19 protein-coding genes are annotated in these 21,425 nt (G+C 66.5%); 15 read left to right on the top strand and 4 right to left on the bottom strand.

The features are described 5' to 3' along the window. The first annotated feature begins 202 nt into the window (after nucleotides 1-202). Nucleotides 203-913: an ArsR/SmtB family transcription factor gene (locus tag F6X42_RS13840; RefSeq protein WP_187634771.1), complete on the top strand. Its 711-nt coding sequence runs from the start codon at nucleotides 203-205 to the stop codon at nucleotides 911-913. 172 nt (nucleotides 914-1,085) lie between these two features. Beyond that, the gene (locus F6X42_RS13835; protein WP_187634770.1) at nucleotides 1,086-3,665 is read left to right on the top strand and encodes a DUF6600 domain-containing protein; all 2,580 of its coding nucleotides are present in this window, start codon (nucleotides 1,086-1,088) and stop codon (nucleotides 3,663-3,665) included. Nucleotides 3,666-3,770: 105 nt separating this feature from the next. Here the strand turns inward: F6X42_RS13835 and F6X42_RS13830 are convergent, their stop codons facing one another. Beyond that, nucleotides 3,771-4,742, bottom strand: coding sequence for a thymidylate synthase (locus F6X42_RS13830; protein ID WP_187634769.1), 972 nt, complete (start codon nucleotides 4,740-4,742; stop codon nucleotides 3,771-3,773). A 287-nt stretch (nucleotides 4,743-5,029) separates the two neighbouring features. After that, nucleotides 5,030-6,424 carry a sigma-54 dependent transcriptional regulator gene (locus F6X42_RS13825; protein ID WP_187634768.1) on the bottom strand — a complete coding sequence of 465 codons (1,395 nt, stop codon included), beginning with the start codon at nucleotides 6,422-6,424 and terminating at the stop codon, nucleotides 5,030-5,032. 539 nt (nucleotides 6,425-6,963) lie between these two features. Between F6X42_RS13825 and F6X42_RS13820 the strand changes: the two genes are divergently transcribed. From F6X42_RS13820 to F6X42_RS13780, 9 genes are all read left to right on the top strand, one after another. Continuing rightward, nucleotides 6,964-7,440, top strand: coding sequence for a hypothetical protein (locus F6X42_RS13820; protein WP_187634767.1), 477 nt, complete (start codon nucleotides 6,964-6,966; stop codon nucleotides 7,438-7,440). A 118-nt stretch (nucleotides 7,441-7,558) separates the two neighbouring features. Further along, on the top strand, nucleotides 7,559-8,110 hold the full coding sequence (locus F6X42_RS13815) for a FapA family amyloid fibril periplasmic chaperone (RefSeq protein WP_187634766.1): 552 nt from the start codon (nucleotides 7,559-7,561) through the stop codon (nucleotides 8,108-8,110). Next, complete coding sequence (locus F6X42_RS13810; protein ID WP_187634765.1) at nucleotides 8,107-8,784, top strand: FapB/FapC family functional amyloid domain-containing protein; 678 nt, start codon at nucleotides 8,107-8,109, stop codon at nucleotides 8,782-8,784. The genes F6X42_RS13815 and F6X42_RS13810 overlap by 4 nt, the downstream gene beginning before the upstream one ends. Nucleotides 8,785-8,809: 25 nt before the next feature. After that, the gene (locus F6X42_RS13805) at nucleotides 8,810-10,201 is read left to right on the top strand and encodes a FapB/FapC family functional amyloid domain-containing protein (RefSeq protein ID WP_187634764.1); all 1,392 of its coding nucleotides are present in this window, start codon (nucleotides 8,810-8,812) and stop codon (nucleotides 10,199-10,201) included. Nucleotides 10,202-10,317: 116 nt separating this feature from the next. Next, the gene (locus F6X42_RS13800; protein ID WP_187634763.1) at nucleotides 10,318-11,031 is read left to right on the top strand and encodes a C39 family peptidase; all 714 of its coding nucleotides are present in this window, start codon (nucleotides 10,318-10,320) and stop codon (nucleotides 11,029-11,031) included. 7 nt (nucleotides 11,032-11,038) lie between these two features. Continuing rightward, nucleotides 11,039-11,851 carry a peptidase C39 gene (locus F6X42_RS13795; RefSeq protein ID WP_187634762.1) on the top strand — a complete coding sequence of 271 codons (813 nt, stop codon included), beginning with the start codon at nucleotides 11,039-11,041 and terminating at the stop codon, nucleotides 11,849-11,851. A 94-nt stretch (nucleotides 11,852-11,945) separates the two neighbouring features. Beyond that, nucleotides 11,946-13,397 carry a hypothetical protein gene (locus tag F6X42_RS13790; protein WP_187634761.1) on the top strand — a complete coding sequence of 484 codons (1,452 nt, stop codon included), beginning with the start codon at nucleotides 11,946-11,948 and terminating at the stop codon, nucleotides 13,395-13,397. Between the two features lie 24 nt (nucleotides 13,398-13,421). Continuing rightward, the gene (locus tag F6X42_RS13785; RefSeq protein WP_187634760.1) at nucleotides 13,422-14,900 is read left to right on the top strand and encodes a sigma-54 dependent transcriptional regulator; all 1,479 of its coding nucleotides are present in this window, start codon (nucleotides 13,422-13,424) and stop codon (nucleotides 14,898-14,900) included. Between the two features lie 79 nt (nucleotides 14,901-14,979). Further along, nucleotides 14,980-15,480, top strand: a complete 501-nt coding sequence (locus tag F6X42_RS13780; protein WP_187634759.1) for a dihydrofolate reductase — start codon at nucleotides 14,980-14,982, stop codon at nucleotides 15,478-15,480. A 96-nt stretch (nucleotides 15,481-15,576) separates the two neighbouring features. Here F6X42_RS13780 and pmbA read toward each other — a convergent pair whose 3' ends face one another. Continuing rightward, a complete protein-coding gene (gene pmbA / locus F6X42_RS13775; RefSeq protein ID WP_187634758.1) occupies nucleotides 15,577-16,947 on the bottom strand; it encodes a metalloprotease PmbA in 1,371 nt (456 codons plus the stop codon). 148 nt (nucleotides 16,948-17,095) lie between these two features. Here pmbA and yjgA point away from each other — a divergent pair, with 148 nt between their 5' ends. Then, entirely contained in the window at nucleotides 17,096-17,719 is a 624-nt protein-coding gene (yjgA, locus tag F6X42_RS13770) for a ribosome biogenesis factor YjgA (RefSeq protein ID WP_187634757.1), read from the top strand. Further along, nucleotides 17,700-18,332, top strand: a complete 633-nt coding sequence (gene mog, locus F6X42_RS13765) for a molybdopterin adenylyltransferase (RefSeq protein WP_187634756.1) — start codon at nucleotides 17,700-17,702, stop codon at nucleotides 18,330-18,332. The genes yjgA and mog overlap by 20 nt, the downstream gene beginning before the upstream one ends. Before the next feature lie 25 nt (nucleotides 18,333-18,357). On the opposite strand, the gene orn is transcribed toward mog, so the two are convergent. Then, nucleotides 18,358-18,969, bottom strand: coding sequence for an oligoribonuclease (orn, locus tag F6X42_RS13760; protein WP_187634755.1), 612 nt, complete (start codon nucleotides 18,967-18,969; stop codon nucleotides 18,358-18,360). 200 nt (nucleotides 18,970-19,169) lie between these two features. Here orn and F6X42_RS13755 point away from each other — a divergent pair, with 200 nt between their 5' ends. Next, nucleotides 19,170-20,429, top strand: a complete 1,260-nt coding sequence (locus F6X42_RS13755) for a M48 family metallopeptidase (RefSeq protein ID WP_187634754.1) — start codon at nucleotides 19,170-19,172, stop codon at nucleotides 20,427-20,429. Next, nucleotides 20,426-21,424 (top strand): ribosome small subunit-dependent GTPase A, encoded by a 999-nt coding sequence (rsgA, locus tag F6X42_RS13750; protein ID WP_187634753.1) that lies wholly within the window; start codon nucleotides 20,426-20,428, stop codon nucleotides 21,422-21,424. Before F6X42_RS13755 ends, rsgA begins: the two co-directional genes overlap by 4 nt. The last annotated feature ends 1 nt before the right edge of the window (nucleotide 21,425 follow it).

Raw genomic sequence — 21,425 nt, 5'->3', positions numbered from 1 at the left:
CGTGTTCCTGCAAGACAGGCTTCGATTCTAGCCTGGCCGCACCAGACAACGCGGGAACGCGGGCTGGCAGGACACAACGCCGCATTCATTGTTCACGCAAGGCTGAAACATCGAATACCCGATGCGCGTAGAGTAGGAATCGTGGCGGCGCGCTTTGCCATTCGGCCGCACTGCCGTTCGCCGCCCATTCAGGAGACGTGAGATGACGGCCCCCGTTGCAGACGACCAGAACCACTTCCCCGGCCTGAGCCGGATCGGCGCGCTGCTCGCGGACCCCGGTCGCGCCACGATGCTGTGGGCGCTAATGGACGGCAGCGCCCGCCCCGCCGGCGAACTGACGATGATCGCGGGGCTGTCGCCATCGGCGGCGAGCGCCCATCTCGGACGGCTCACCGACGGCGGGCTGCTCGCGCTCGAAGTGCGCGGCCGGCATCGCTATTTCCGTATCGCGTCGCCGGACATCGCCGCGTCGATCGAAGCGCTCGCGAACGTCGCGCAGGTCAGCGCGGCGCAGCGCCCCGTGCCGCGTCCGGCCCGCACCGTGCCGCTCGAGATGCGCTACGCGCGCACCTGCTACGACCACATGGCCGGTGAGCTGTCGGTGCGGCTGTTCGAGCGCATGCTCGAGCGCGGGCTGCTGACGCAAAACGGCACATCGCTCGAAGCGACCGCGCAGGGCGCCGTCCGCTTCGCCGACTGGGGCATCGACCTCGCCGCGCACAAGACCCGCCGCCGCTTCGCATGCACATGCCTCGACTGGAGCATGCGCCGGCCGCATCTGGGCGGCGCGCTCGGCGCGGCGCTGCTCGACGCGTGGTCGTCGCACGGCTGGGTCGAGCGGACCGTGCGGCCGCGCGTGCTGCGGGTTACGCCGGCCGGCCAGCAGCATTTCGATGCATTTCTGGCCGGATAGACGGTTGCGTTATTCGCGGCGCGATGGCGCGATGGCGCGAGACGCGACGCCGTGAGACCTTTTGTTACACGCCCGCGAATCCACCTTACAAATGAGCGGGCCTTGAAACATGGCCGACAGCTACAGTGACTGAACGGACGCGGCCCATCGCCGCGTCCGCCGGAGATCAGTCATGACACACGCCAAGCAGCCCGTGCAGCAAGCCGGGAACCGACGCCGGATGAGCGGCTATACGCTGATCGCGGCCGCCGTCGTCGCGCTCGCCGCGCAGAGCGCCTTGGCGCAGCAAGCGCCAGCCGCGCCGCCAACCGCGGCGGCCGTCGCGTCGGGCGGCGCTCCGGCGGGCGGCGACCCGTCGGGCGGCGATCCGCCGGGGCGCATCGCGCGTCTGAATTACACGGCCGGCGCCGTGACCACCGAGCCCGCCGGCGCGACCGACTGGTCCTACGCGCAGATCAACCGGCCGCTGACGACCGGCGACCAGTTGTGGAACGACCAGAACGCGCGCTCCGAGCTGCACATCGGCTCGACCGCGGTGCGCCTGGGTCAGAACACGAGCCTCGACGTGCTCAACCTCGACGACACGAGCGCGCAACTGAAAGTCGCGCAAGGCACGCTGTCGACGCGCGTGCGCGAGCTCGCGCCGGGATCGTCGTATGAAATCGACACGCCGAACCTTGCGCTCGGCGTGAACGGTCCCGGCGACTACCGCGTCGACGTCGCGCCCGACGGCAGCAGCACGACCGTCACCGTGCGCAGCGGCAGCGCGATCGCGTACGGCGACGGCGGCCAGGTGCCGATCGCGGCGGGTCAGCAGCTCCGCTTTGCCGGCACCACCCTGCAGCAGCTCGCCGACAATCGCGCGCCCGCTCTCGACGAGCTCGACCAGTGGGCCGCCAGCCGCGACGCCACCGAAGACCGCTCGCTGTCGGCGCGCTACGTGTCGCGCGACGTCCCCGGTTACGAAGACCTCGATGCCAACGGCACGTGGCGCGAGACGCCGCAGTACGGTGAAGTGTGGGTACCGAACGCGACGCCGGCCGGCTGGGCGCCCTATCACGACGGCCACTGGGTCTGGCAGGCGCCGTGGGGTTGGACGTGGGTCGACGACGAACCCTGGGGCTTCGCGCCGTACCACTACGGCCGCTGGGCCCAGGTCGACGGCACATGGGCCTGGGTACCCGGTCCGCTCGAAGCGGACTCGGCGCCGGTCTATGCGCCGGCGCTGGTCGCGTTCGTCGGCGATAACGAGGGCGGCGTCGACTGGGGTGTGAATCTGGCGGTCGGCGGCGTCATCGCGGCAGGCGTCGCGTGGTTTCCGCTCGGGCCGGGCGAGCGGTGGCATCCGCATTGGCGCGATCACGACCGCTGGAGCGCCGGGTACTACGACCGCGTGAATCGCCCGACGATCGTCAACGATTTCCACCGCAACGTGAACGTCCACAACACGTACGTCAACTATCGCGTGCCGGGCTGCGTGACGGCCGTGCCGGCGACCGCGTTCGTGCACGGTCAGCCGGTCGGACGCTTCTCGCAGAAGATCGATCCCGCGCAGTGGCGCCACGCGCGGATCAACCCTGGCGCACCGGGGATAGCACCGGTGCGCGAGAGTTTCGGGTCGGATCTGCGGCGCGCGAATTATCGGCCGCCTGCGAGCGTGGCCGCGCGGCCGGTCGTTGCGACACGCAACCCCGTGATACCGGCTGCGTACCACGACGAGCTCGCGCAGCGCTTCGCGCAAAGCGGCGGTCGGGTGCCAGGTGGCGGTCAGCCGGTCGTGCACACCTCGGTGCCCGCGCATATGACCGGCGCACCGGGCGCGCTGCCGATGGCGAACGTGCGAGTAGTACGATCGCATGTGCCGGGTCGTCCGCCGGGGATGGCGACCGGTGCCCCCGCTGCGCCTGGCGGGGCTGGCGGCATCGCGCCGCGTGGCGTCGAGCAGGCGGGCCAGCGGCCCGGTGAAGCGGCCGCCGTGGGGCCGCATGCCGAAGCGCCGCAAGCGCGTCCGGGCATACCGCCGCAGATGGTCGGCAACCCGCATCCGCCGCAGCCTGACGTGAGCGGGCTCGCGGGCAATGCGAGCCATCCGTCGAACGGGGTGCCGCGGCCGCCGCAAGCAGGCGGCGTCAATCCAGCCAACCCAGCCTACGCACGGCAGCACGGCGCGCCGCAGGAATGGGGCGCGGTCGGCAGGTCGCAGCCGACATGGACGCAGCCACATACGCCGATGGCGCAGCAGGCACCACGAGTCGAGCAGCCGGGCGGACCGCAGCAACCGAGGTTCGCGCCGCAGTCCGGGGTGCCGCGTCCGCCGGAAAATCCGGCCGCACGGCAACAGGCGCGTGGGCCCGAAGGGCATCCGCCGGCGATGCAACCGGCGCCGCGCGCGGAGCCGCCGCAGCAACCGCGTCCTGAACCACGGATGCAGCAGGCGCAGCAACCGCGTGTCGAGCCCCGTCCGCAGCCGATGCCGCAAGCGCGGCCCGAGCCGCAGTTCCAGCAGGCGCAGCAGCCGCGGGTCGAACCGCGTCCGCCGATGCAGATGCAGCAGCCGCGCCCCGAACCGCGCCCGCCGATGCAGATGCAGCAACCGCGCCCCGAACCGCGTCCGCCGATGCAGATGCAACAGTCGCGCCCCGAACCGCGGCCTCAGCAGGTGCAGCAGCCGCGTGCGCAACCCCAGCCGCAACCGCAACACGCCGAGCAGCACCAGGGCGGCGGCAATCGCGACGAGCATCACAAGAGCTGAGCAGGACGGCTGCCGTCCCGACGACAAAAAGCCCCGCGACGCAAATCGTCGCGGGGCCTTTTATGTTTGACGAGCCCGAGCGCTACTGCCTCGCTTGCACCGCCATCAAATCGCCATCGGCGCCGTCAGTGGCTCGTGATGCCGATAGCCGACCAGCGAGAAATCCGCCGGCTCAATTTTCTCGAGCCACTCCGGCTCGTACACGCCGGTCTTCGCGTAGTCGGGCACACGATCCGAAATCGCCAGCCGCGGACTTTCGTACGGCTCGCGCCCGAGTTGCTGGTGCAGCATGTCGAGCTGATTCTCGTAAATATGCGCATCGCCGATGAAATAGCTGAACCAGCGCGGCGTATAGCCCGTCAGCCGACCGGCCAGATGCAGCAGCGCGCCGCCCTCGGTCAGATTGAACGGCGTGCCGAGCCCGACGTCGTTGCTACGGATATACAGGCACAGCGATATTTCGCGGCGCGTGACGTTCGGCAGGAACTGGTACAACAGATGGCAGGCCGGCAGTGCGATCTGATCGAGCACGGCCGGATTCCAGGCATGGAAAAGAATCCGTCGATCGGCGGGATTCTGCATGATCGTGTCGAGACACTGGCGGAGCTGATCGATCGACTTGTAAAGCAGTACCTTCGAGCGGCCTTCTTCGTCGAACTGCGTGATCACGCGGAAACCGCGCGCCTGCGCGTCGGCGAGCTGTGCGCTCGCGCTGGCGTCGAGAACCTTGTAGGCCGGCCACTTGCGCCATTGCACGCCATACACATCGCCGAGATCATCCGGGCCCTCGCGATACGGATTGGCGAGCCACTGCGCGTTCTGATTCGCGTTACCGTCCCACACCTTGCAGCCAAGCTCGCGGAAATCAGCGGCGCTGCGCGAAGCACGCAGAAACCCGACCAGCTCGCCGATCGCCGACCTGAACGCGAGCTTCTTCGTCGTGACCGCCGGAAAGCCCTGCTGCAGATCGAAGCGCAGCATCGCGCCGGGCATGCTGATGGTGCGGATGCCGGTGCGGTTTTCCTGCCACGTGCCGGTGTCGAGAATCGTGCGGACGAGTTCCAGGTATTGTTTCATGCGGTTTCCTTCGACGCGGCGCGAACCCGACCAGGCGCGCTCACGGAATTGAGCAAAGCCTGATTCTAACAAGCGCAACCGGGCGACGCCGGGGCACGGCGCGCCGCATGGGAAGTATCGAGGGGGAAATCAGACGGAAAGGAAAAGCCCGCGGAACGCGAAATACGAGCGGCCAACACGCGCACGCACGCACACGCGACAGCGCTTCGACGCCTGGCCGGTGGACCCGCGGCGACGCGCCAGACCTTCACATGCCTCGTCGCCAGCCTCGCCGCTCGCCCGCCGCCTTATAGATGCTGCACCGTCGCCGGCAAATCGCCGTGCGGCGTCGACATCGGTTCGCCTTCCATGTGACGCATGCCATGCGAGCACAGCAACCGGTACAGCGTCACCCGCGAGATGCCGAGTTCCTGCGCCGCATCGCCGAGCCGGCCGCGATGCCGCAGCAACGCAAGCTCGATCGCCTGACGTTCGGCCGCTTCGCGCGCCTGCGCAAGCGAGACCGGCACGATCTCCACGTATTCGGCCAGTTCGAGATCGCGCGCGGTGATCGCGCGTCCCTCCGACATGACGATCGCGCGGCGCACCCGGTTGATCAGCTCGCGCACGTTGCCCGGCCAGCCGTAGTTATGGAGCGCGGCAATCGCATCGGGCGCGAAGCCGCGTAGCCGACGGCTGGCATCCTTCTTGAAACGTTCGAGCATGTGCCGCGCGAGCAGTTCGATGTCCTTGCCGCGCGCGCGCAGCGGCGGCTCGTCGATCTGCAGCACGCAGAGGCGGTGATACAGGTCTGAGCGGAAGCGGCCTTCGATCATCGCCGCGGTCATGTCCACATGGGTGGCCGAAATGATCCGCACGTCGACGTCGATCGCGCTATGTCCGCCGAGCCGCTCGACCTTGCGCTCCTGCAGGAAGCGCAACAGGCTCGCCTGACTTTCGAGCGGCAGATCGCCGATTTCGTCGAGAAACAGCGTGCCGCCGTTGGCCGCTTCGACCCGGCCGATCTTGCGCTGGTTCGCGCCGGTGAACGCGCCGCGCTCGTAGCCGAATAGTTCCGATTGCAGAAGATGCGGCGGGATCGCACCGCAATTGATCGGCACGAACGGCGCGTTGCGCCGCGCCGAGCGTTCGTGAATCGCAACCGCCGTCAGCTCCTTGCCGGTGCCCGATTCGCCGGAGATGAACACCGGCGCGTCGGTCATCGCGACCTTGCGGATCGAGCGGAACAGCGCAAGCATCGCGTCGCACGAGCCGACCATCTCGCCTTCGGCGCCCTGCGAGCCGTCGTTCGACGCGGTCTCGCTCAACGAGATCATGCCGTAGGCATGACCAACAGAATCGACGATACGGTCGCCCGAATACGGCACCGTCACGTAATCGAAACAGTAGTCGCGCACGAGCCGGCGCAACGCGGCGTCCTGCAGTTGGCCAGGCGTGGTGGCGGCGACCCAGCCGACGTTCGGCATGGTCAAACAGGTTTCAAAAGCGGCGATTTCGTGCGGCTGGAAATCACTGGACAGATCGAGCAGGCCGCCAGCTGCCGAGCCGGTGCGCACTGCCCGGCGCGCATCGCGCGCCGATCCCACGACTTCGACATGCCAGCCGCGCTGCAGAAAACGCGTATTCAGTTCCGCGCTAGGGTCGCGCGAAACGTAAATCAGTTGCCGCGTTGCGGGTTCCATTATTCAGATCCTCTCGTCAACGAACGTTTAGGACGACGCATGCACCTGAAACTGCAGTTCAGACACGCTGACTCGTTCGGGATTCGCGAATCGCAAAACCCGAACGGCCATTCCATTCCGTGCGGACAGCTGATCCCCAAGAAAGCGGCGTGTGTGTTTGAGACGGCCTGATATGGGCCTTTTTTAAACTTTGAGCTGTTGTTCGAGAGCTTACTATACGTGCGCCGCTTCGAAAACAATTATGCGAATTTAATCAGTAGACCCCTTGCCCATCAAGGCTTAGCGGCCGATCGTGGATGATTAAGCCGACAAATAAAACATTAGTGGAAGCGCTTTTCGTGGCGTTCCCGCGACAGTAGTTCGTACTTCACGGATTAACGAATTATAGGTATTTTCTGCTGCTCCGTTTCGGCACTGCAACGTTTTTCCCCGATTTGGAACGCATTAGCTCTGTTTCTGCCGGTTGACGCCAGACGCATCAATGGATTGCGAGCGATGGCATAGGTTTCGCTAAATGGCGAGCACCAGGGAGACACATCATGCGACTTGCATTCTGCATCGATCTGATAAGCCGCCGCGCAGTTGACTTCGCAATTTGCGCAGCCCTTGCCCTCAGCGCTCCGCCAGCGAGTGCCGGCACCCCGACGGCGCAAGCCGCCCCCGCTCGATCCGCCACGCTGGCGGATTCCAACGATGCCGCCGACCCTGCCTCCGCCAGCCTGCAAGCCACGACGCCGGTTCCCGCGGAAGACGACAGCCAGAGCGCCGCCTGCGCGTGGAACCCGGCTGTCGATGCTGCATCGATGAACGACATTTCGCTCGACGACCAGATGCTGTCGCGCCAACGCGGCGGCGCGGTCGGCATGTTGATGGTCGCCGCGACACCGCAACTGATGCAAAACAGCGGCAACCAGGTGACGTTGTGGGACGAGATTGCCCCGCCCTCGCCGCTGCCGGTGCCCGTCGATGCCGCGCGCGCCGCCCAGGGCAACGTCGCGACTTACCAGCGCAAGTAGCAGGACGTAGCACCGAACAGACAGCGAATCACCAGGTAATGCAGGACCGGTGGCCGCGCGCAACGCAGCGCGCGCCACGACGGCGGGACACAAGTTACAACAGAGAAGGGGCCAGGACATGGCTACGAATCACCAGACGCCGCACGCCTTCGGGCTGCCGTCGGCGTCGTTCGACAACGCTCCCGTCTTGCCGCGCGCCGCTTGCGCCCGCGCCGCCCTCCTCGCCAGCGTCCTCGTCACCGCCTGCTTCGCGAGCCACGCGTATGCCGAGCAGGTCGCCAATCCGGGCGACATCATCGTCGAGCGCAGCATCACGCCGCGCGACGCATTCGTCCCCGTGCCGCGCGACCAGGACCCGGTCGCGGTGCGCGCCACGACGTTCCCGGCCAACTCGTTCGATCCGACGATCGCGACGCTCGTCGGCGATACCGATCTGACGAACGCGCACGGCTCGAACGGCGTCGCCGACGGCGGCGTGCTCGGCGGTACCGGCATGCAGGCCGTCACGCAGATTCTGAGCGGCAAGGCGACCGGCAACACGATCCCGCTGAACTCGGGCGGCATCGGCGGACCGGCGGTGGGCATCAGCGGCACGATCAGCTCGTCGGTGACGGGCGCGCTCGCGCCGCTATCGAACGTGCTCGGCGGCGCGCTCGGAGGTCTGAAATGAGCACGCTCCTGCGCCCCTCGCTGCAATCGCTGCAATCGCTGCAAGTCGCTTCGGCGCGCCCGGCGCTGCGCGTCTGCGCGTGCCTGTGCATGGGCGTCGCCGCGCTCGTCGCGAATGACGCCCACGCGCAGTCGCAAGCGGTGCCAGTCGTCGGCGCGACCGCGACGATCGGCGCCGCCGCGGGCATGGGCGTGACGGGCGCGCTCGCGGTCAACGAAACGGCTGGCCTCGACAACGCGCAGGTCAACCAGATCACGGTGACGAACGGCACCGCGCTCCGCAACGCGAACGCGAGCGTGCAAAGCACGGCCGTGGTCGCGAACGTGCCGCGCGCGCAAGCGTCGATCGAAGCCAACGCGTTTTCGAACACATCCGGCGCGGTGCTGGTGAACCAGTCGGCCGGAGCAGGGAATCTGCAGCGCAACAGCACCCAGCTCGGGACTGCCGCGCTCGGAGTCGAGACCGTCCCGGATGGGGAGCTATCCGCAGCGGCCGCGAAAAACGGCAGCCTGGGGCAATCCAACGCGCTTCACGGCGTGCGCGAGGCAAGCATCTCCAGTGATGCGTTGCGCAACGCAAGCGGAATCGTGCAGATCAACCAGGCAGCCGGCGCCGGTAATGCCACGGCAAACAGTTTTGTGCTCCGTCCCCCGGCGGGCACTTTTTTTAACTGACCACACTTAAGTATCGGAGCGAATCATGAAGCGCACTCTTATTGCCACGGCCGTTCTCGTTGCCGCATCCGGCAGCGTGCTTGCCGCGCCGCAGAAGGCCTACCTGTTCAATACGACGGTCGTCGGCGAGATGGTCGGCGTCGAAGGTCTGGTCGGACTGTTTGGCTGCGTGCATGTCTCCAGCACGGCTAACGCGGTGATCAACAACAATCAGACCGTCAACGTGAATGCGATGCTCGATCCGCAGGCGCAGACCTACACCAGCGGCAACGTGACCACGACCCTGACCAGCAGCAGAACGACGGTCAGAGGCGGCGGCTCGGCATTCGCGTTCACGACGCAAAACCATACGTCGTCGAGCTCGGGCTCGCAGGGCTTCAAAGCCTCCGGCGGCTATGCGTACGGCAGCCAGAGCGCGAGCGTGACGAGCGGCGGCTATGAAACCAGCCAGCAGGCAGCCGGCATCGCGGGCAGCTTCTCGCACATAAGTCAGAACTCTGGCGGCCATCTGTCTGCCGGCGGCTCGATCGGCGGCAGCTACAGCTATCAGGACCACAACACGTTCTCGCACGGCAGCGGCTCGTTCAGTGCCCGCGGCGGCTTGCAGGCCGGTTATCGTGAATCGAGCTACTCGAACTCGTCGGGCGTCGCCGGCGGCTTCGAAGCCACCGAAGCGTCCGGACAAGGCCGTGCATGGGGCTTCACCGCGAGCGAAGGCTCCGGCCATGCGATGGTCGGCGAGCAATCGTCGGGCTACTCGCGCAGCCGCTCGTCGTCGACGAATTCGTACGGCGCCGCATGGGGCATCGACGAAGGCATGGCGACCACCGACGTGACGACGCGCGGCTCGATCACGCAGCACATCAACAACGAAGCGGCCGGCACGCTGAACGCGACCACCGGCACCAACGCGGCCAGCAACGTGTCGGGCAATCTCGGCATCAACGTCGCGGAAGGCATCGACAACGCGCAGAGCAATGACGTGTCGCTTGCCTCGGTCGATGTCGGCAACGTGTTCGGCAACGCGCAGGACTTCAACGTGCAATCCTCGGGCGGCAACGCAACGATCCACAACTTCAATCTGAACGCGTCGATCGGCAACGCGTCGCTGTCGGGTGTGACGGGCAACGTCGGCGTGAACATCGCTTCCGGTATCGGCAACGCCCAGGACAACGCGCTTGCCGGCGCGGTGACCACGACCGATCCGGGCAAGGCGCTGACCACCGCGATGGATGCCACGGATGACAACTCGCAATCCGCCACCATGATGGTTCACGGGCAATTCCAGGGCACCGCAAGTCTGGGTGCCGATACGCTGAAAGGCGCGTCCGGCAACATCGGCGTGAACATCGCCGGCGGCGCGGGCAATCTGCAGCACAACGGCCTTGCCATCGCGGCGCTGAACAGCGGCAAGTAAGCCGACGACGCAACGAGCGCAGGCAAGCAGAAGAAGCACAAAGGAAGCACAAAGCAGTGGGAAGGGCGCGCCGGCAGCCATAGAAGCTGCCGGCGCTGATCGGGTAGGAGACCAGCATGACCGGGTTCAAGGGGTTCCCGGCGCTACCGTTCGCCGTAGCGCTGGCAGGCTGCGTGCTGTGCGCGGATCACGCCGCGGCACAGTCGAGCATCGACACAGCCACGTTCGTCGGCGTGCCGTTGACGAAGACGGTCCGTTCGATGAAGGACCTGCGCAATAACCACATCGTCAACCAGCAGTTCGATTACAGCTGCGGCGCGGCGGCGCTCGCCACTCTCCTGAAGTACGGCTACGGCATCGATATTCCGGAAACCGAACTGATCCGCCGGATGATGGTCTTCTCGACGCCCGAAGTCGTCGTCAAGAACGGCTTCTCGATGCTCGACATGAAGCACTTCGTCGAGACCATCGGACTGCGCGGCCGCGGCTTTCGCGTCAACGTCGAAGCGCTCCACCATCTGCAGATCCCCGTGATGGTCCTGATGAACATCGACGGCTACGAGCATTTCGTGATCGTCAAGCATGCGCAGGACGGCCGCGTGTTCATCGCGGACCCGGCGCTCGGCAATCGCATCGTGCTCGAAGAGGACTTCGCGAAGACCTGGAACGGTCTCGTGTTCGCGGTCCTCGGCAAACCCTTCAGGGAGGATTCACCGCTGTTGCAAGACAACGAGTCGCTCGCGCTGAAGCTGCGCGCCGCCGCGCTCGCAGCCGGCACCGCCGCGACTCCCTTTTTCGAGTACGGCTTGAACAAGGCAGACATGTTCTGATCCCGCCATGAAGTCACACTTCTCACAGCTTGGGGTCGTGCTATGCGCCATCGCATGCGGCGCTAGCGGCCTCGCCCAGGCTTCGGAGGGCGCCGCCCCGCCACCGGCCCCCGAACTTTCGATAGCGCCCGAGCCCGGCGCCGCGCCCCTGCGGGTGCAGCTCGTCGGCGACGACGTGCTCGCGACCCAGACCGGCAAATACGCGGGCGCGACGATGATCTCCGGCTTCGTGCTGAACGTCATTTCGCAGTGGCAGATGCCCAACGGCGCGAGCGCGCTCGCCCAGGGGTCGCTGAGCGCGGTGCACAACGACAGCGGTCAGCTCACGAGTTCCGTCAGCACGTTCGCGCGCGTGAGCGGCGGCGCGCATGGCCATGCAGGCGATTCGGGCGCCGATCCGAACGCCCAGGCGCGCGGCGGACAGAACATCGGCGTCAACGGCGTGTCGCAGGTCACCCAGGTCGCGGGCGATCGCAACAGCGGCATCAACTCAGCGCTGATCGACTTCAACAACAGCGCCGTGACGCTGACGACGGGCTCCGCCAACGCGCCGTCGGCGTCGGCCAGCAATTCGACCGGCTCCGTGAAAGCCGGCATTTCGTTCGGCGGCAACGGCGTGAGCGTCGCGCTGCAGACACCCGCTGGGCTCGCCACCCAGACCATCGCGCCGAGCAACGGGCAGATCGCCCAGTTGCTGCAGATTGCAGGCAATAACCAGCAAGTCGCCAACGCCCTGCAACTGCATCTGCAAACCCAGCAGATGCCGGCTTCGATGCTTCGTCAGTTAGGCGTATTACAGGCTCTGCAAAACAGAAGATAGCGCGGCGGGCCGCCGCCCGCCAGCTGCAGCACAAGCAGTAAAAAAACGGCCGCGCAGTCAGCACCGCGCGGCCGGAACACCGGGGGAGCAAAAAATGAAAAAAGTGTCATCGACCAGGGCGCCGCGCATGGCTCTTGCGGCCATTCCGGCTGCCGCCATGCTATGGGCTCTTTCGCAATCGGCGAGCGCGCAGGCGCTCACCGGTCAATCCGTGGAGGACCGTCTGAACACGCTGGTGCGCGTCGTCGACGAGCAGCAGCGGCAGATCCATTCGCTCGAACGCCAGGTCACCGAACTCGAGATGGCGCAACGCGGACGCGGCGTGCCGGGCACCGGCGCCCCCGTCGGCAGCGAAGCGGTGGCCGAGCAGCCCGGCGCCGACGGCCTGCCGGTGCCGCTGCCGCCGCTCGCGCAGATCGCGCCAGGCGCGCCCGCGCCGACGGGCACCACCGGCACCGCGACCGGCGTGCCGGTCAAGCCGCCGACGCCGGACGGCGGCAATGCAGGCAGCGCCAGCGCCGGCGGCCTGCCCGCCGCCACCGACGGCAGCGGCGCGGTCGGCCAGACCCAGCGTGCGAACGAGCCGGTGCGCACCCAGGCCGAGCAGGCGGTCGTACAGCGCGAGCATGCGCCGCTCTTCGACCACAAACTGACGATGGACTTCGGCATCAGCGACACCTACTACGACCGTCGCCAGTTGCAGTTGTCGGGCTTCCTCGCGCTCGACGCGATTTTCCTCGGCAACATCAACCTCGGCCAGACCAAGTCGCACCAGGTGATGGCGGACCTCGGCACGCGCTACGGCGTGACCGACCGCATCAACATCGACGTCGACGTGCCGTACGTGTACCGGCGCAGCACCTTCATCGTCGGCGGCGCGGGCGGCGCGGCGAGCACGCTGTCGGACGCGACGGTGTCGAGTCACGACATCGGCGACGTGAACTTCGGCATCTACTACCAGTTCCTCAAGGAAACCAACGCGATGCCGGATGTGGTCGGCAGTCTGCGCGTGAAGGCGCCGACCGGCAGTTCGCCGTTCGGCGAAAAAGTCGTGCAGGTCGACGCGAACAACACCAACCTGGTCGCGCCGACCAGACTGCCGACCGGCACCGGTTTCTGGAACATCACGGCGGGTCTGTCGGTGCTGAAGACCTACGACCCGGTCGTGCTGTTCGGCAGCGTTTCCTATACCTACAACCTCGCGCGTTCGTTCGCGGACATCTCGTCGGTGCAGGGCCAAACCGAACCGGCGACGGTCAAGCTCGGCGACATCGTGCAGTTCGGCGGCGGCGTCGCGCTTGCGTTCTCCGACAAGGATTCGGCGAGCGTGTCGTTCACGATGGCGCTCGAACCCGAGTCGCAGACCAAAGCGCCGGGCGGCACCTATCAGAAAGTGCCGGGCAGCGAAACCACGGCCGCGGCGATGAATTTTGGCCTGAATCACGTTGTGAACAAGCACCTGACCATCAATGGCTCGGTCTCGATCGGACTGACACCCGACGCGCCGAACTTCGTGGTCGGCGTGCGCTTTCCGTACACCTTCTGACGTGCCAACGATGCGAGGTCGAACGTGCGTGAATCACCTCATCTGACTCAAGTGGCTTCCGTCGCGGCAGCGGGATCGCATCTGTCGCTCGCGGTGCCCAGGCAGCGCGCCGCCGCGGTGCGCGGCGTCGAGCGACAGCTGCTGTACCTCGCGCGCAGGCCCGACGAAACGCTGATCGCGCATCTGAAAAGTCGCGGCTGGCAGGTCGCGGCCGCGCGCTCGGCGCACGAACTCGGGCGGCTCGTGAAGCCCGATATCGCGGGCGCGGGCATCGTCGATCTGGCGAGCTTCGCGCCGCGCGACATCGGCGGGCTCGAGGCGAGCCTGCGTCAGCAGCAGGTCGGCTGGATCGCGCTCGCGACCAGCGAGCGGCTCGACGACCCGCTCGTGCGACGACTCGTGCGCCACTACTGCTTCGACTTCGTGAAGCCGCCCGTCGCGCACGCGACGATCGACTATCTGGCCGGCCACGCGTTCGGCATGGTCACGCTGTGCGACCCGGAACTACCGCCGCCCGCCAGCGAAGCGGGCGACGAGGAAATGGTCGGCACCTGCGAGGCGATGCAGCAGCTCTTTCGCACGATCCGCAAGGTCGCGAACACCGACGCGAGCGTGTTCATCGCGGGCGAATCGGGCACCGGCAAGGAGCTCACCGCGCTTGCGATCCACGAGCGCTCGCCACGCCGCAAGGCGCCCTTCATGCCGATCAACTGCGGCGCGATTCCGCATCACCTGCTGCAATCCGAATTGTTCGGCTACGAGCGCGGCGCATTTACCGGCGCGAATCAGCGCAAGATCGGCCGTGTCGAGGCGGCCGACGGCGGCACGCTGTTTCTCGACGAGATCGGCGACCTGCCGCTCGAGAGCCAGGCGAGCCTGCTGCGCTTTCTGCAGGAAGGCAAGATCGAGCGGCTCGGCGGGCGCGAATCGATTCCCGTCGACGTGCGCATCGTCTCGGCGACCCACGTCGATCTCGACAGCGCCATGCGCGAAGGCCAGTTCCGCGCCGACCTGTTTCATCGCCTGTGCGTGCTGCGCGTCGACGAGCCGCCGCTGCGCGCGCGTGGCCGGGACATCGAGATTCTCGCGTATCACATCCTGCACAAGTTCAAGACCGACAACGCGCGCAAGATTCGCGGCTTCACGCCGTCGGCGATCGAGGCGCTCTACAACTACAACTGGCCCGGCAACGTGCGCGAGCTGATCAACCGCGTGCGCCGCGCGATCGTGATGGCCGAAAACAAGCTGATCTCAGCCGACGACCTCGACCTCGCGAACTACGCCGGGCAGCAGACCATGACGCTCACCCAGGCGCGCGAGGCCGCCGAGAAGCGCGCGATCGAGGCCGCGCTGCTGCGGCATCGGCACCGGTTGAACGAGGCGGCGGTGGATCTGAATATTTCGCGCGTGACGTTGTATCGGCTGATGGGCGTGCATGGCTTGCGCGAACCGGGTGGCGCCGACAAAGGGGCTTTCGCGGCGGACGGGCCGGCGCCGGGATAAGCGGCGGGCGCGCATCGGTGGGCATCGGCGCATCGGCGCGTCGGGTAGAATCGCCCGGTTACCCTCCTCTTTCCATTCGATGACGACGCTCACCCTGATCGTCGCTCGCGCCAGCAACGGCGTGATCGGCCGCGACAACCAGTTGCCCTGGCGACTGCCCGAAGACCTCAAATTCTTCAAGCGCACGACGATGGGCGCGCCCATCATCATGGGCCGCAAGACTCACGAATCGATCGGCCGGCCGCTGCCGGGACGCCGCAACATCGTCGTCACGCGAGATGCCGCGCGGCGCTTTCAGGGCTGCGACACCGCGACCAATCTCGACGACGCGCTCGCGCTGGCCGCGCAGGACCAGGCGCCGCAGGCTTTCCTGATCGGCGGCGCGCAGCTGTACGACGAAGGGCTGCGCCACGCGGACAAGCTGATGGTCACCGAAATCGCCGCCGACTTCGACGGCGATGTGACCTTCCCCGCGATCGACCCGCATGTGTGGGAAGAAATCGCGCGCGAGGCGCATCACTCGAACGCGCCGAACGACTTCGATTACGCATTCGTCACGTATCAGCGCAAGGACGTCTGAAGGCTCGCGCAACGCACCCGAAAAAAACGCCACGCAACGTTTCGTTGCGTGGCGTTTTCGTTTGCTCCACGGCGGCGTTGGATCAGGCCGCGCCGCTCACTGTCCCGCGATCGTCATCCGCTCGATCAGCACCGAGCCGGTCCGCTTGGTGCCGCGCGTGATCGTATCCGCGCCGATCGCGACGATATGGCGGAACATCTCCTGCAGCGTGCTCGCGACGGTGATCTCCTCGACCGGATACTGGATCTTGCCGTTCTCGACCCAGAAGCCCGACGCGCCGCGCGAATAGTCGCCCGTCACGTAGTTGACGCCCTGCCCCATCAGTTCGGTCAGCAGCAGACCGGTGCCGAGCTTTTTCAGCATGGCCTCGAAGTCGTCCTCGGGGCGCGTGTTCGAACTGAGCAGCGACAGATTGTGCGAGCCGCCCGCGTTGCCGGTGGTCTTCATGCCGAGCTTGCGCGCCGAGTAGGTGGACAGGAAATAGCCCTCGACGACACCGTCCTTCACGACCGAGCGCTGGCGTGTGCGCACGCCTTCCTCGTCGAACGGCGCGCTGCCCATCGCGCGCGCGACGTGCGGATCTTCGACCACCTGCACGTGCGGCGCGAACACCGGCTTGCCGAGGCTGTCGACCAGAAACGAGGTCTTGCGATACAGCGCGCCGCCGCTCGTCGCCTGCACGAACGCGCCGAGCAGGCCCGCCGCGAGGGGCGCCTCGAACAGCACCGGCACCTTACGTGTGTCGAGGCCGCGTGCGCCGATCCGCGCGAGCGCGCGCTGCGCCGCGTAACGGCCGACCGCTTCGGGATCGGCGAGTTCGTCGGCGCTGCGCGTCGACGTGTACCAGTCGTCGCGCTGCATGTTGCGGCCGCTGCCGGCGATCGGCGCGCACGCGATGTAGTGGCGCGAATACGGATAGCCGGCGAGGAAGCCGCGCGAGGTCGCCAGCACGAACTGCGAGTGCTGTGCCGACACGCTCGCGCCCTCGGAGTTCTTGATCTGCGGGTCGGTCGCGAAGGCGGCGTCTTCGGCGCGGCGCGCGATTTCGACCGCTTCGTCGGCGGACAGATTCCACGGGTGATACAGATCGAGGTCGCGCGGCGCGGTTTCGAGCAGCTCGGCTTCGGCGAGGCCCGCGCAATCGTCTTCAGCGGTGAAGCGCGCGATGTTGTAGGCGGCCGCGACCGTGTCCTTCAATGCCTGCGGCGAGAAGTCCGAGGTGCTGGCATTGCCGCGTTTGTTGCCGATGAACACCGTCACGCCGACCATCTTGTCGCGGTTGTGCTCGATCGTCTCGACTTCGCCACGCCGCACGGAGACGGACAGGCCGTCGCCCTCGGAAATTTCGGTCGCGGCGTCGGTGCCGCCGAGCGCTTTCGCGTGACGGAGGATGTCCGAGGCGATTTCCTTCAGCTCATCCTGGGTATGCGGAAAAAAGCGCTGCTTGACGTCCATGTCTGCTGCCATTGTGGTTGCCGTCCTGTTGGGGCCGCGCGGCCCTGATATGCGCGCCGTAGTCGGCGCGGGCGCGCGGGTGCGGATAAATGCATCCCGCGATCATAGCAAGGTACGAGCCGCCGCGGGTCGGGGCCGCGCGGCAAGTTACAATACCGGCATGACACGCAAAACCCGCATTCAACCGATCGAATCCGTCGTCACGGAAGTCGACGAAAACGGCTACGATCGTCCGAGCAAGTCCCAGCTCAAGCGCGACATGCAAGCGCTGCAGGATCTGGGCGCGGCGCTCGTCGCGCTGCCGAAAGACGCGCTCAAACGCATGCCGATGACCGAAAAGCTCGACGATGCCGTGCGCGAAGCGCGCCGCATCACCGACCACGAAGGCAAGCGCCGCCAGATCCAGTACGTCGGCCGCGTGATGCGCTCGCTGCTCGACACCGAAACCGCCGCGCTGCGCACCGCGCTCGACACCTACAACGGCGTCAACAAGAGCGAGACCGCGAAGCTCCATTGGATCGAGCGCACCCGCGAAAAGCTGCTTGCCGACGACGCCGCGCTGACCGAGTTCATCCGCCAGCACCCGAGCGCGGACCCGCAACAGGGTCGCACGCTGATCCGCAACGCGCGCAAGGAAGCGGAGCAGAGCAAGCCGCCGCGCTACTTCCGCGAGCTGTTCCAGTGGATCAAGAACGCAGCCGGCACGGACGACGAAGCCGAAGACGAAGACGCGCACCGCGCCGACCTCGCTGCCGAAGACGACGATGACGACCGCGACGCCTGATCAACGCAAGCACCCCGACGAAATCGTGATCGGCCTCGTGTCGATCAGCGACCGCGCGTCGACGGGGGTCTACGAGGACAAGGGCATTCCCGCGCTGCAGGAGTGGCTCGGCGCGGCCTTGACGTCACCGTGGCAGGTCGTCACGCGGCTGATCGCCGACGACGCACCGACCATCTCGGCGACGCTGATCGAACTGGTCGACGCAGTGGGCTGCGATCTGGTGCTCACGACCGGCGGCACTGGCCCATCGCGCCGCGACGTGACGCCGGAGGCGACGCTCGCGGTCGCGACGAAACAGATGCCCGGCTTCGGCGAGCAGATGCGGCAAATCAGCCTGAATTTCGTGCCGACCGCGATCCTGTCGCGCCAGCTCGCGGTGATCCGCGAAACCGAACGACACGCCGCGCTGATCATCAACCTGCCCGGCCAGCCGAAATCGATCAGGGAAACGCTGGAAGGCCTGCGCGATGACGGTGTGGTGAAGGTGCCGGGGATTTTCGCGGCGGTCCCTTACTGCATCGACCTGATCGGCGGGCCTTACGTGCAAACCAACGCCGACGTGGTCAAGGCGTTCCGGCCGAAGAGCGCGCAACGCGCACCGCGGCAGGACTGAGGTTCGAGGTTCGGGGCCTGCGCGTTTATTGAGCGCTCGCGGCGGCATCCGGCGCCGACGGCACGAGGAAATGCTGGCGGTAGTACTTCAGTTCGTCGATCGACTCGTGGATGTCGGCCAGCGCCGTGTGCATCGCGCGCTTCTGGAAACCCTTGTAGATGACCGGCTGCCAGCGCCGGCACAGCTCCTTCAGTGTACTCACGTCGAGGTTGCGGTAGTGGAAGAAGCTCTCCAGTTCCGGCATCCAGCGCGCCATGAAGCGGCGGTCCTGACAGATCGAGTTGCCGCACATCGGCGACTTGCCCGGCGGCACGTACTGGCCGAGGAACTCGCGGATCTGCGCGGTCGCGTCGGCCTCGCTGACCGTCGACGCCTTCACGCGATCGATCAGCCCCGAGCGGCCATGCGTGTTCTGGTTCCACTCGTCCATCTTCGCGAGCGTTTCATCGCTCTGATGAATCGCGAGCACCGGACCTTCGACCATCCTGTCGAGCGTCGAATTCGTCACCACCACCGCGATCTCGATGATGCGGTCGGTGTCGGGCTCGAGCCCGGTCATTTCCATGTCCAGCCAGACGAGATTCATGTCGCTGCGCACGAGCGGCGGCTGTTCGGTGGATGCGAGGATGTCAGTCATGAAGGCAGCCCTGAGGGCCGCGCGGCGGGCTTCGCTCGAAACCCGCGCGGCGCGGCTGTGTTCGTTTGAAATCAGTTCGCGCGGTTCGAGCCGGGCCGGCCGCGCTGAAGCGCCGCCTGGAACCACTGCGTTGAACCGTATCTCCGCCGAGAGGCGGGAAGAAACATATAATTCTCGCATAGATACCACGGAATCCCCGGATGCCAACCCTGTACTTCACCACCCTGTTCGTCATCGCCGTCATTGCGATGGTCGGCACCAAACTCTGGCTCGCGTCGCGGCAGATCCGCTTCGTCGTCGCGCATCGCGAACAGGTTCCGAGCCAGTTCGCGAACACGATCGCGCTCACCGCGCATCAGCGCGCGGCCGACTACACGGTCGAGCGCACGCGGCTCGCGATGGTCGAGATCGTTGTCGGCGCGGCCGTGCTGATCTGGCTCACGCTGCTCGGCGGCGTGCAGACGCTCGATCTCGCGATCTCCGACTGGCTCGGCCGCGGCTATGTCGGGCAGATCGCGCTGGTTGCCGCAGTGATCGCGATCACCAGCGCGATCGACCTGCCGTTCGATTACTACCGGCAGTTCGTCGTCGAGCAGCGCTTCGGCTTCAATCGCATGAGCAAAAGCCTGTTCTTCTTCGACCGCTTGAAGGGCGCGCTGCTCGGCATTGCGTTCGGTCTGCCACTGCTGTTCGTCGTGCTGTGGCTGATGAACCGTGCCGGCAACCTGTGGTGGCTGTGGGCGTGGATCGTGTGGGTCGCGTTCCAGATGTTCGGCCTGCTGATTTTCCCAACCTTCATCGCGCCGCTCTTCAACAAGTTCGAACCGCTGAAGGATGAAGCGCTCGTGGCCCGCATCGAGGCGCTGATGCGACGCTGCGGCTTCGCCGCGAAGGGCCTGTTCGTGATGGACGGCAGCCGCCGTTCGGCGCACGGCAACGCGTATTTCACCGGCTTCGGGGCAACCAAGCGCATCGTGTTTTTCGACACGCTGCTCGCGCGCCTGTCGGGCCGCGAGATCGAAGCGGTGCTCGCGCACGAGCTCGGGCATTTCAAGCGTCGTCACGTTATGAAGCGCATGCTGGTCACGTTCGCGATCAGCCTCGCGATGCTCGCGCTGCTCGGCTGGCTGACGCAATGCGTGTGGTTCTACGAAGGGCTCGGCGTGCGGCCGTCGCTCGTCGGCGGCAATAGCGGACTCGCGCTCGTGCTGTTCTTCCTCGCGCTGCCGGTGTTCATGTTCTTCGTCACGCCGCTTGGCAGTCTCAGCTCGCGCAAGCACGAGTTCGAAGCCGACGCGTTCGCGGCGACGCAAACCGACGCGCACGATCTCGTCAATGCGCTCGTCAAGCTGTACGAGGACAACGCATCGACGCTGACGCCCGATCCGCTCTACACCGCGTTCTACTACTCGCATCCGCCGGCCTCGCAGCGGATCGACCGACTGCTGCGGCACGCATGAGCGGCCGCACTCCGAAGAAGGCGTCGCGCGGCGCACACGCCGCCGGGTCCGGCAGGCACGGCGCGCGCATGGGTGGCCTCGTCGTCGCCGCGCACGGCCGCCACTATCTGGTCGCTCCCGAAGACGGCGGCGCGCTGCTGCAATGCTTTCCGCGCGGCAAGCGCAGCGAGGTCGCGGTCGGCGATCGCGTGATCTACGAGCCGACCTCGGCGGATCAAGGCGTGATCGTCGAAATCGGCGAGCGGCGCAATCTGCTGTATCGCTCGGATCAGTACAAGTCGAAGCTGTTCGCCGCGAACCTCGACCAGTTGCTGATCGTGCTCGCGACCGAGCCGCATTTCAGCGAAGACCTGCTCGGCCGCGCGCTCGTGGCCGCCGAGGAGAACGAGTTGAAGCCGCTGATCGTGCTGAACAAGATCGACGTCACCGATGCTCTGGACAGCGCGCGCAAGCGGCTCGAACCGTATCGCGCGCTCGGCTATCCGGTGCTCGAAGTATCGATCCGCATGCAGCCCGACGCGGCACGCGCGACGTTGACCGAACATCTGCACGCTCACGCGACGCTGCTGCTCGGCCAGTCCGGCATGGGCAAATCGACGCTCGTGAACCTGCTGATTCCCGATGCCGAAGTCGCGACGCGCGAAATCTCGACCGCATTGAACAGCGGACGCCATACTACGACGTTCACGCGTCTGTATCCGCTGGCGCAGTCGCAAGGTACGGCCGGCGTGACTGACGTCAACGGCGCGGCCGGCGCGCTGATCGACTCGCCGGGCTTCCAGGAATTCGGCCTGCACCACCTGACCGAGGGCCGGCTCGAACGCGCGTTCCCCGAGTTCCGGCCGCTGCTGCCGAATTGCCGCTTCTACAACTGCCATCATCTGCACGAGCCCGGTTGCGCGATCCTCGAAGCGGTCGCCGACGGCCGCATCCGCCGCGAACGGCATGCGCTTTATGCGCAGCTCGTGCACGAGGCGAGCCAGATCGTCCGCTGAC

It is taken from the genome of Paraburkholderia podalyriae, from assembly GCF_014397785.1.
In the GTDB taxonomy this organism is placed as follows: domain Bacteria; phylum Pseudomonadota; class Gammaproteobacteria; order Burkholderiales; family Burkholderiaceae; genus Paraburkholderia; species Paraburkholderia podalyriae.
The sequence above is the reverse complement of the archived record's forward strand: the minus strand, read 5'-3'. Positions and strand labels throughout refer to the sequence as shown.

Coding starts and splice junctions, on each gene's coding strand:
- F6X42_RS13815 (WP_187634766.1), top strand. CDS start 7,559: ATGGCTACGAATCACCAGACGCCGCACGCCTTCGGGCTGCCGTCGGCG.
- F6X42_RS13790 (WP_187634761.1), top strand. CDS start 11,946: ATGAAAAAAGTGTCATCGACCAGGGCGCCGCGCATGGCTCTTGCGGCC.
- F6X42_RS13825 (WP_187634768.1), bottom strand. CDS start 6,424: ATGGAACCCGCAACGCGGCAACTGATTTACGTTTCGCGCGACCCTAGC.
- F6X42_RS13805 (WP_187634764.1), top strand. CDS start 8,810: ATGAAGCGCACTCTTATTGCCACGGCCGTTCTCGTTGCCGCATCCGGC.
- F6X42_RS13840 (WP_187634771.1), top strand. CDS start 203: ATGACGGCCCCCGTTGCAGACGACCAGAACCACTTCCCCGGCCTGAGC.
- yjgA (WP_187634757.1), top strand. CDS start 17,096: ATGACACGCAAAACCCGCATTCAACCGATCGAATCCGTCGTCACGGAA.
- F6X42_RS13810 (WP_187634765.1), top strand. CDS start 8,107: ATGAGCACGCTCCTGCGCCCCTCGCTGCAATCGCTGCAATCGCTGCAA.
- pmbA (WP_187634758.1), bottom strand. CDS start 16,947: ATGGCAGCAGACATGGACGTCAAGCAGCGCTTTTTTCCGCATACCCAG.
- rsgA (WP_187634753.1), top strand. CDS start 20,426: ATGAGCGGCCGCACTCCGAAGAAGGCGTCGCGCGGCGCACACGCCGCC.
- F6X42_RS13755 (WP_187634754.1), top strand. CDS start 19,170: ATGCCAACCCTGTACTTCACCACCCTGTTCGTCATCGCCGTCATTGCG.
- F6X42_RS13800 (WP_187634763.1), top strand. CDS start 10,318: ATGACCGGGTTCAAGGGGTTCCCGGCGCTACCGTTCGCCGTAGCGCTG.
- mog (WP_187634756.1), top strand. CDS start 17,700: ATGACGACCGCGACGCCTGATCAACGCAAGCACCCCGACGAAATCGTG.
- F6X42_RS13835 (WP_187634770.1), top strand. CDS start 1,086: ATGACACACGCCAAGCAGCCCGTGCAGCAAGCCGGGAACCGACGCCGG.
- orn (WP_187634755.1), bottom strand. CDS start 18,969: ATGACTGACATCCTCGCATCCACCGAACAGCCGCCGCTCGTGCGCAGC.
- F6X42_RS13780 (WP_187634759.1), top strand. CDS start 14,980: ATGACGACGCTCACCCTGATCGTCGCTCGCGCCAGCAACGGCGTGATC.
- F6X42_RS13795 (WP_187634762.1), top strand. CDS start 11,039: ATGAAGTCACACTTCTCACAGCTTGGGGTCGTGCTATGCGCCATCGCA.
- F6X42_RS13820 (WP_187634767.1), top strand. CDS start 6,964: ATGCGACTTGCATTCTGCATCGATCTGATAAGCCGCCGCGCAGTTGAC.
- F6X42_RS13830 (WP_187634769.1), bottom strand. CDS start 4,742: ATGAAACAATACCTGGAACTCGTCCGCACGATTCTCGACACCGGCACG.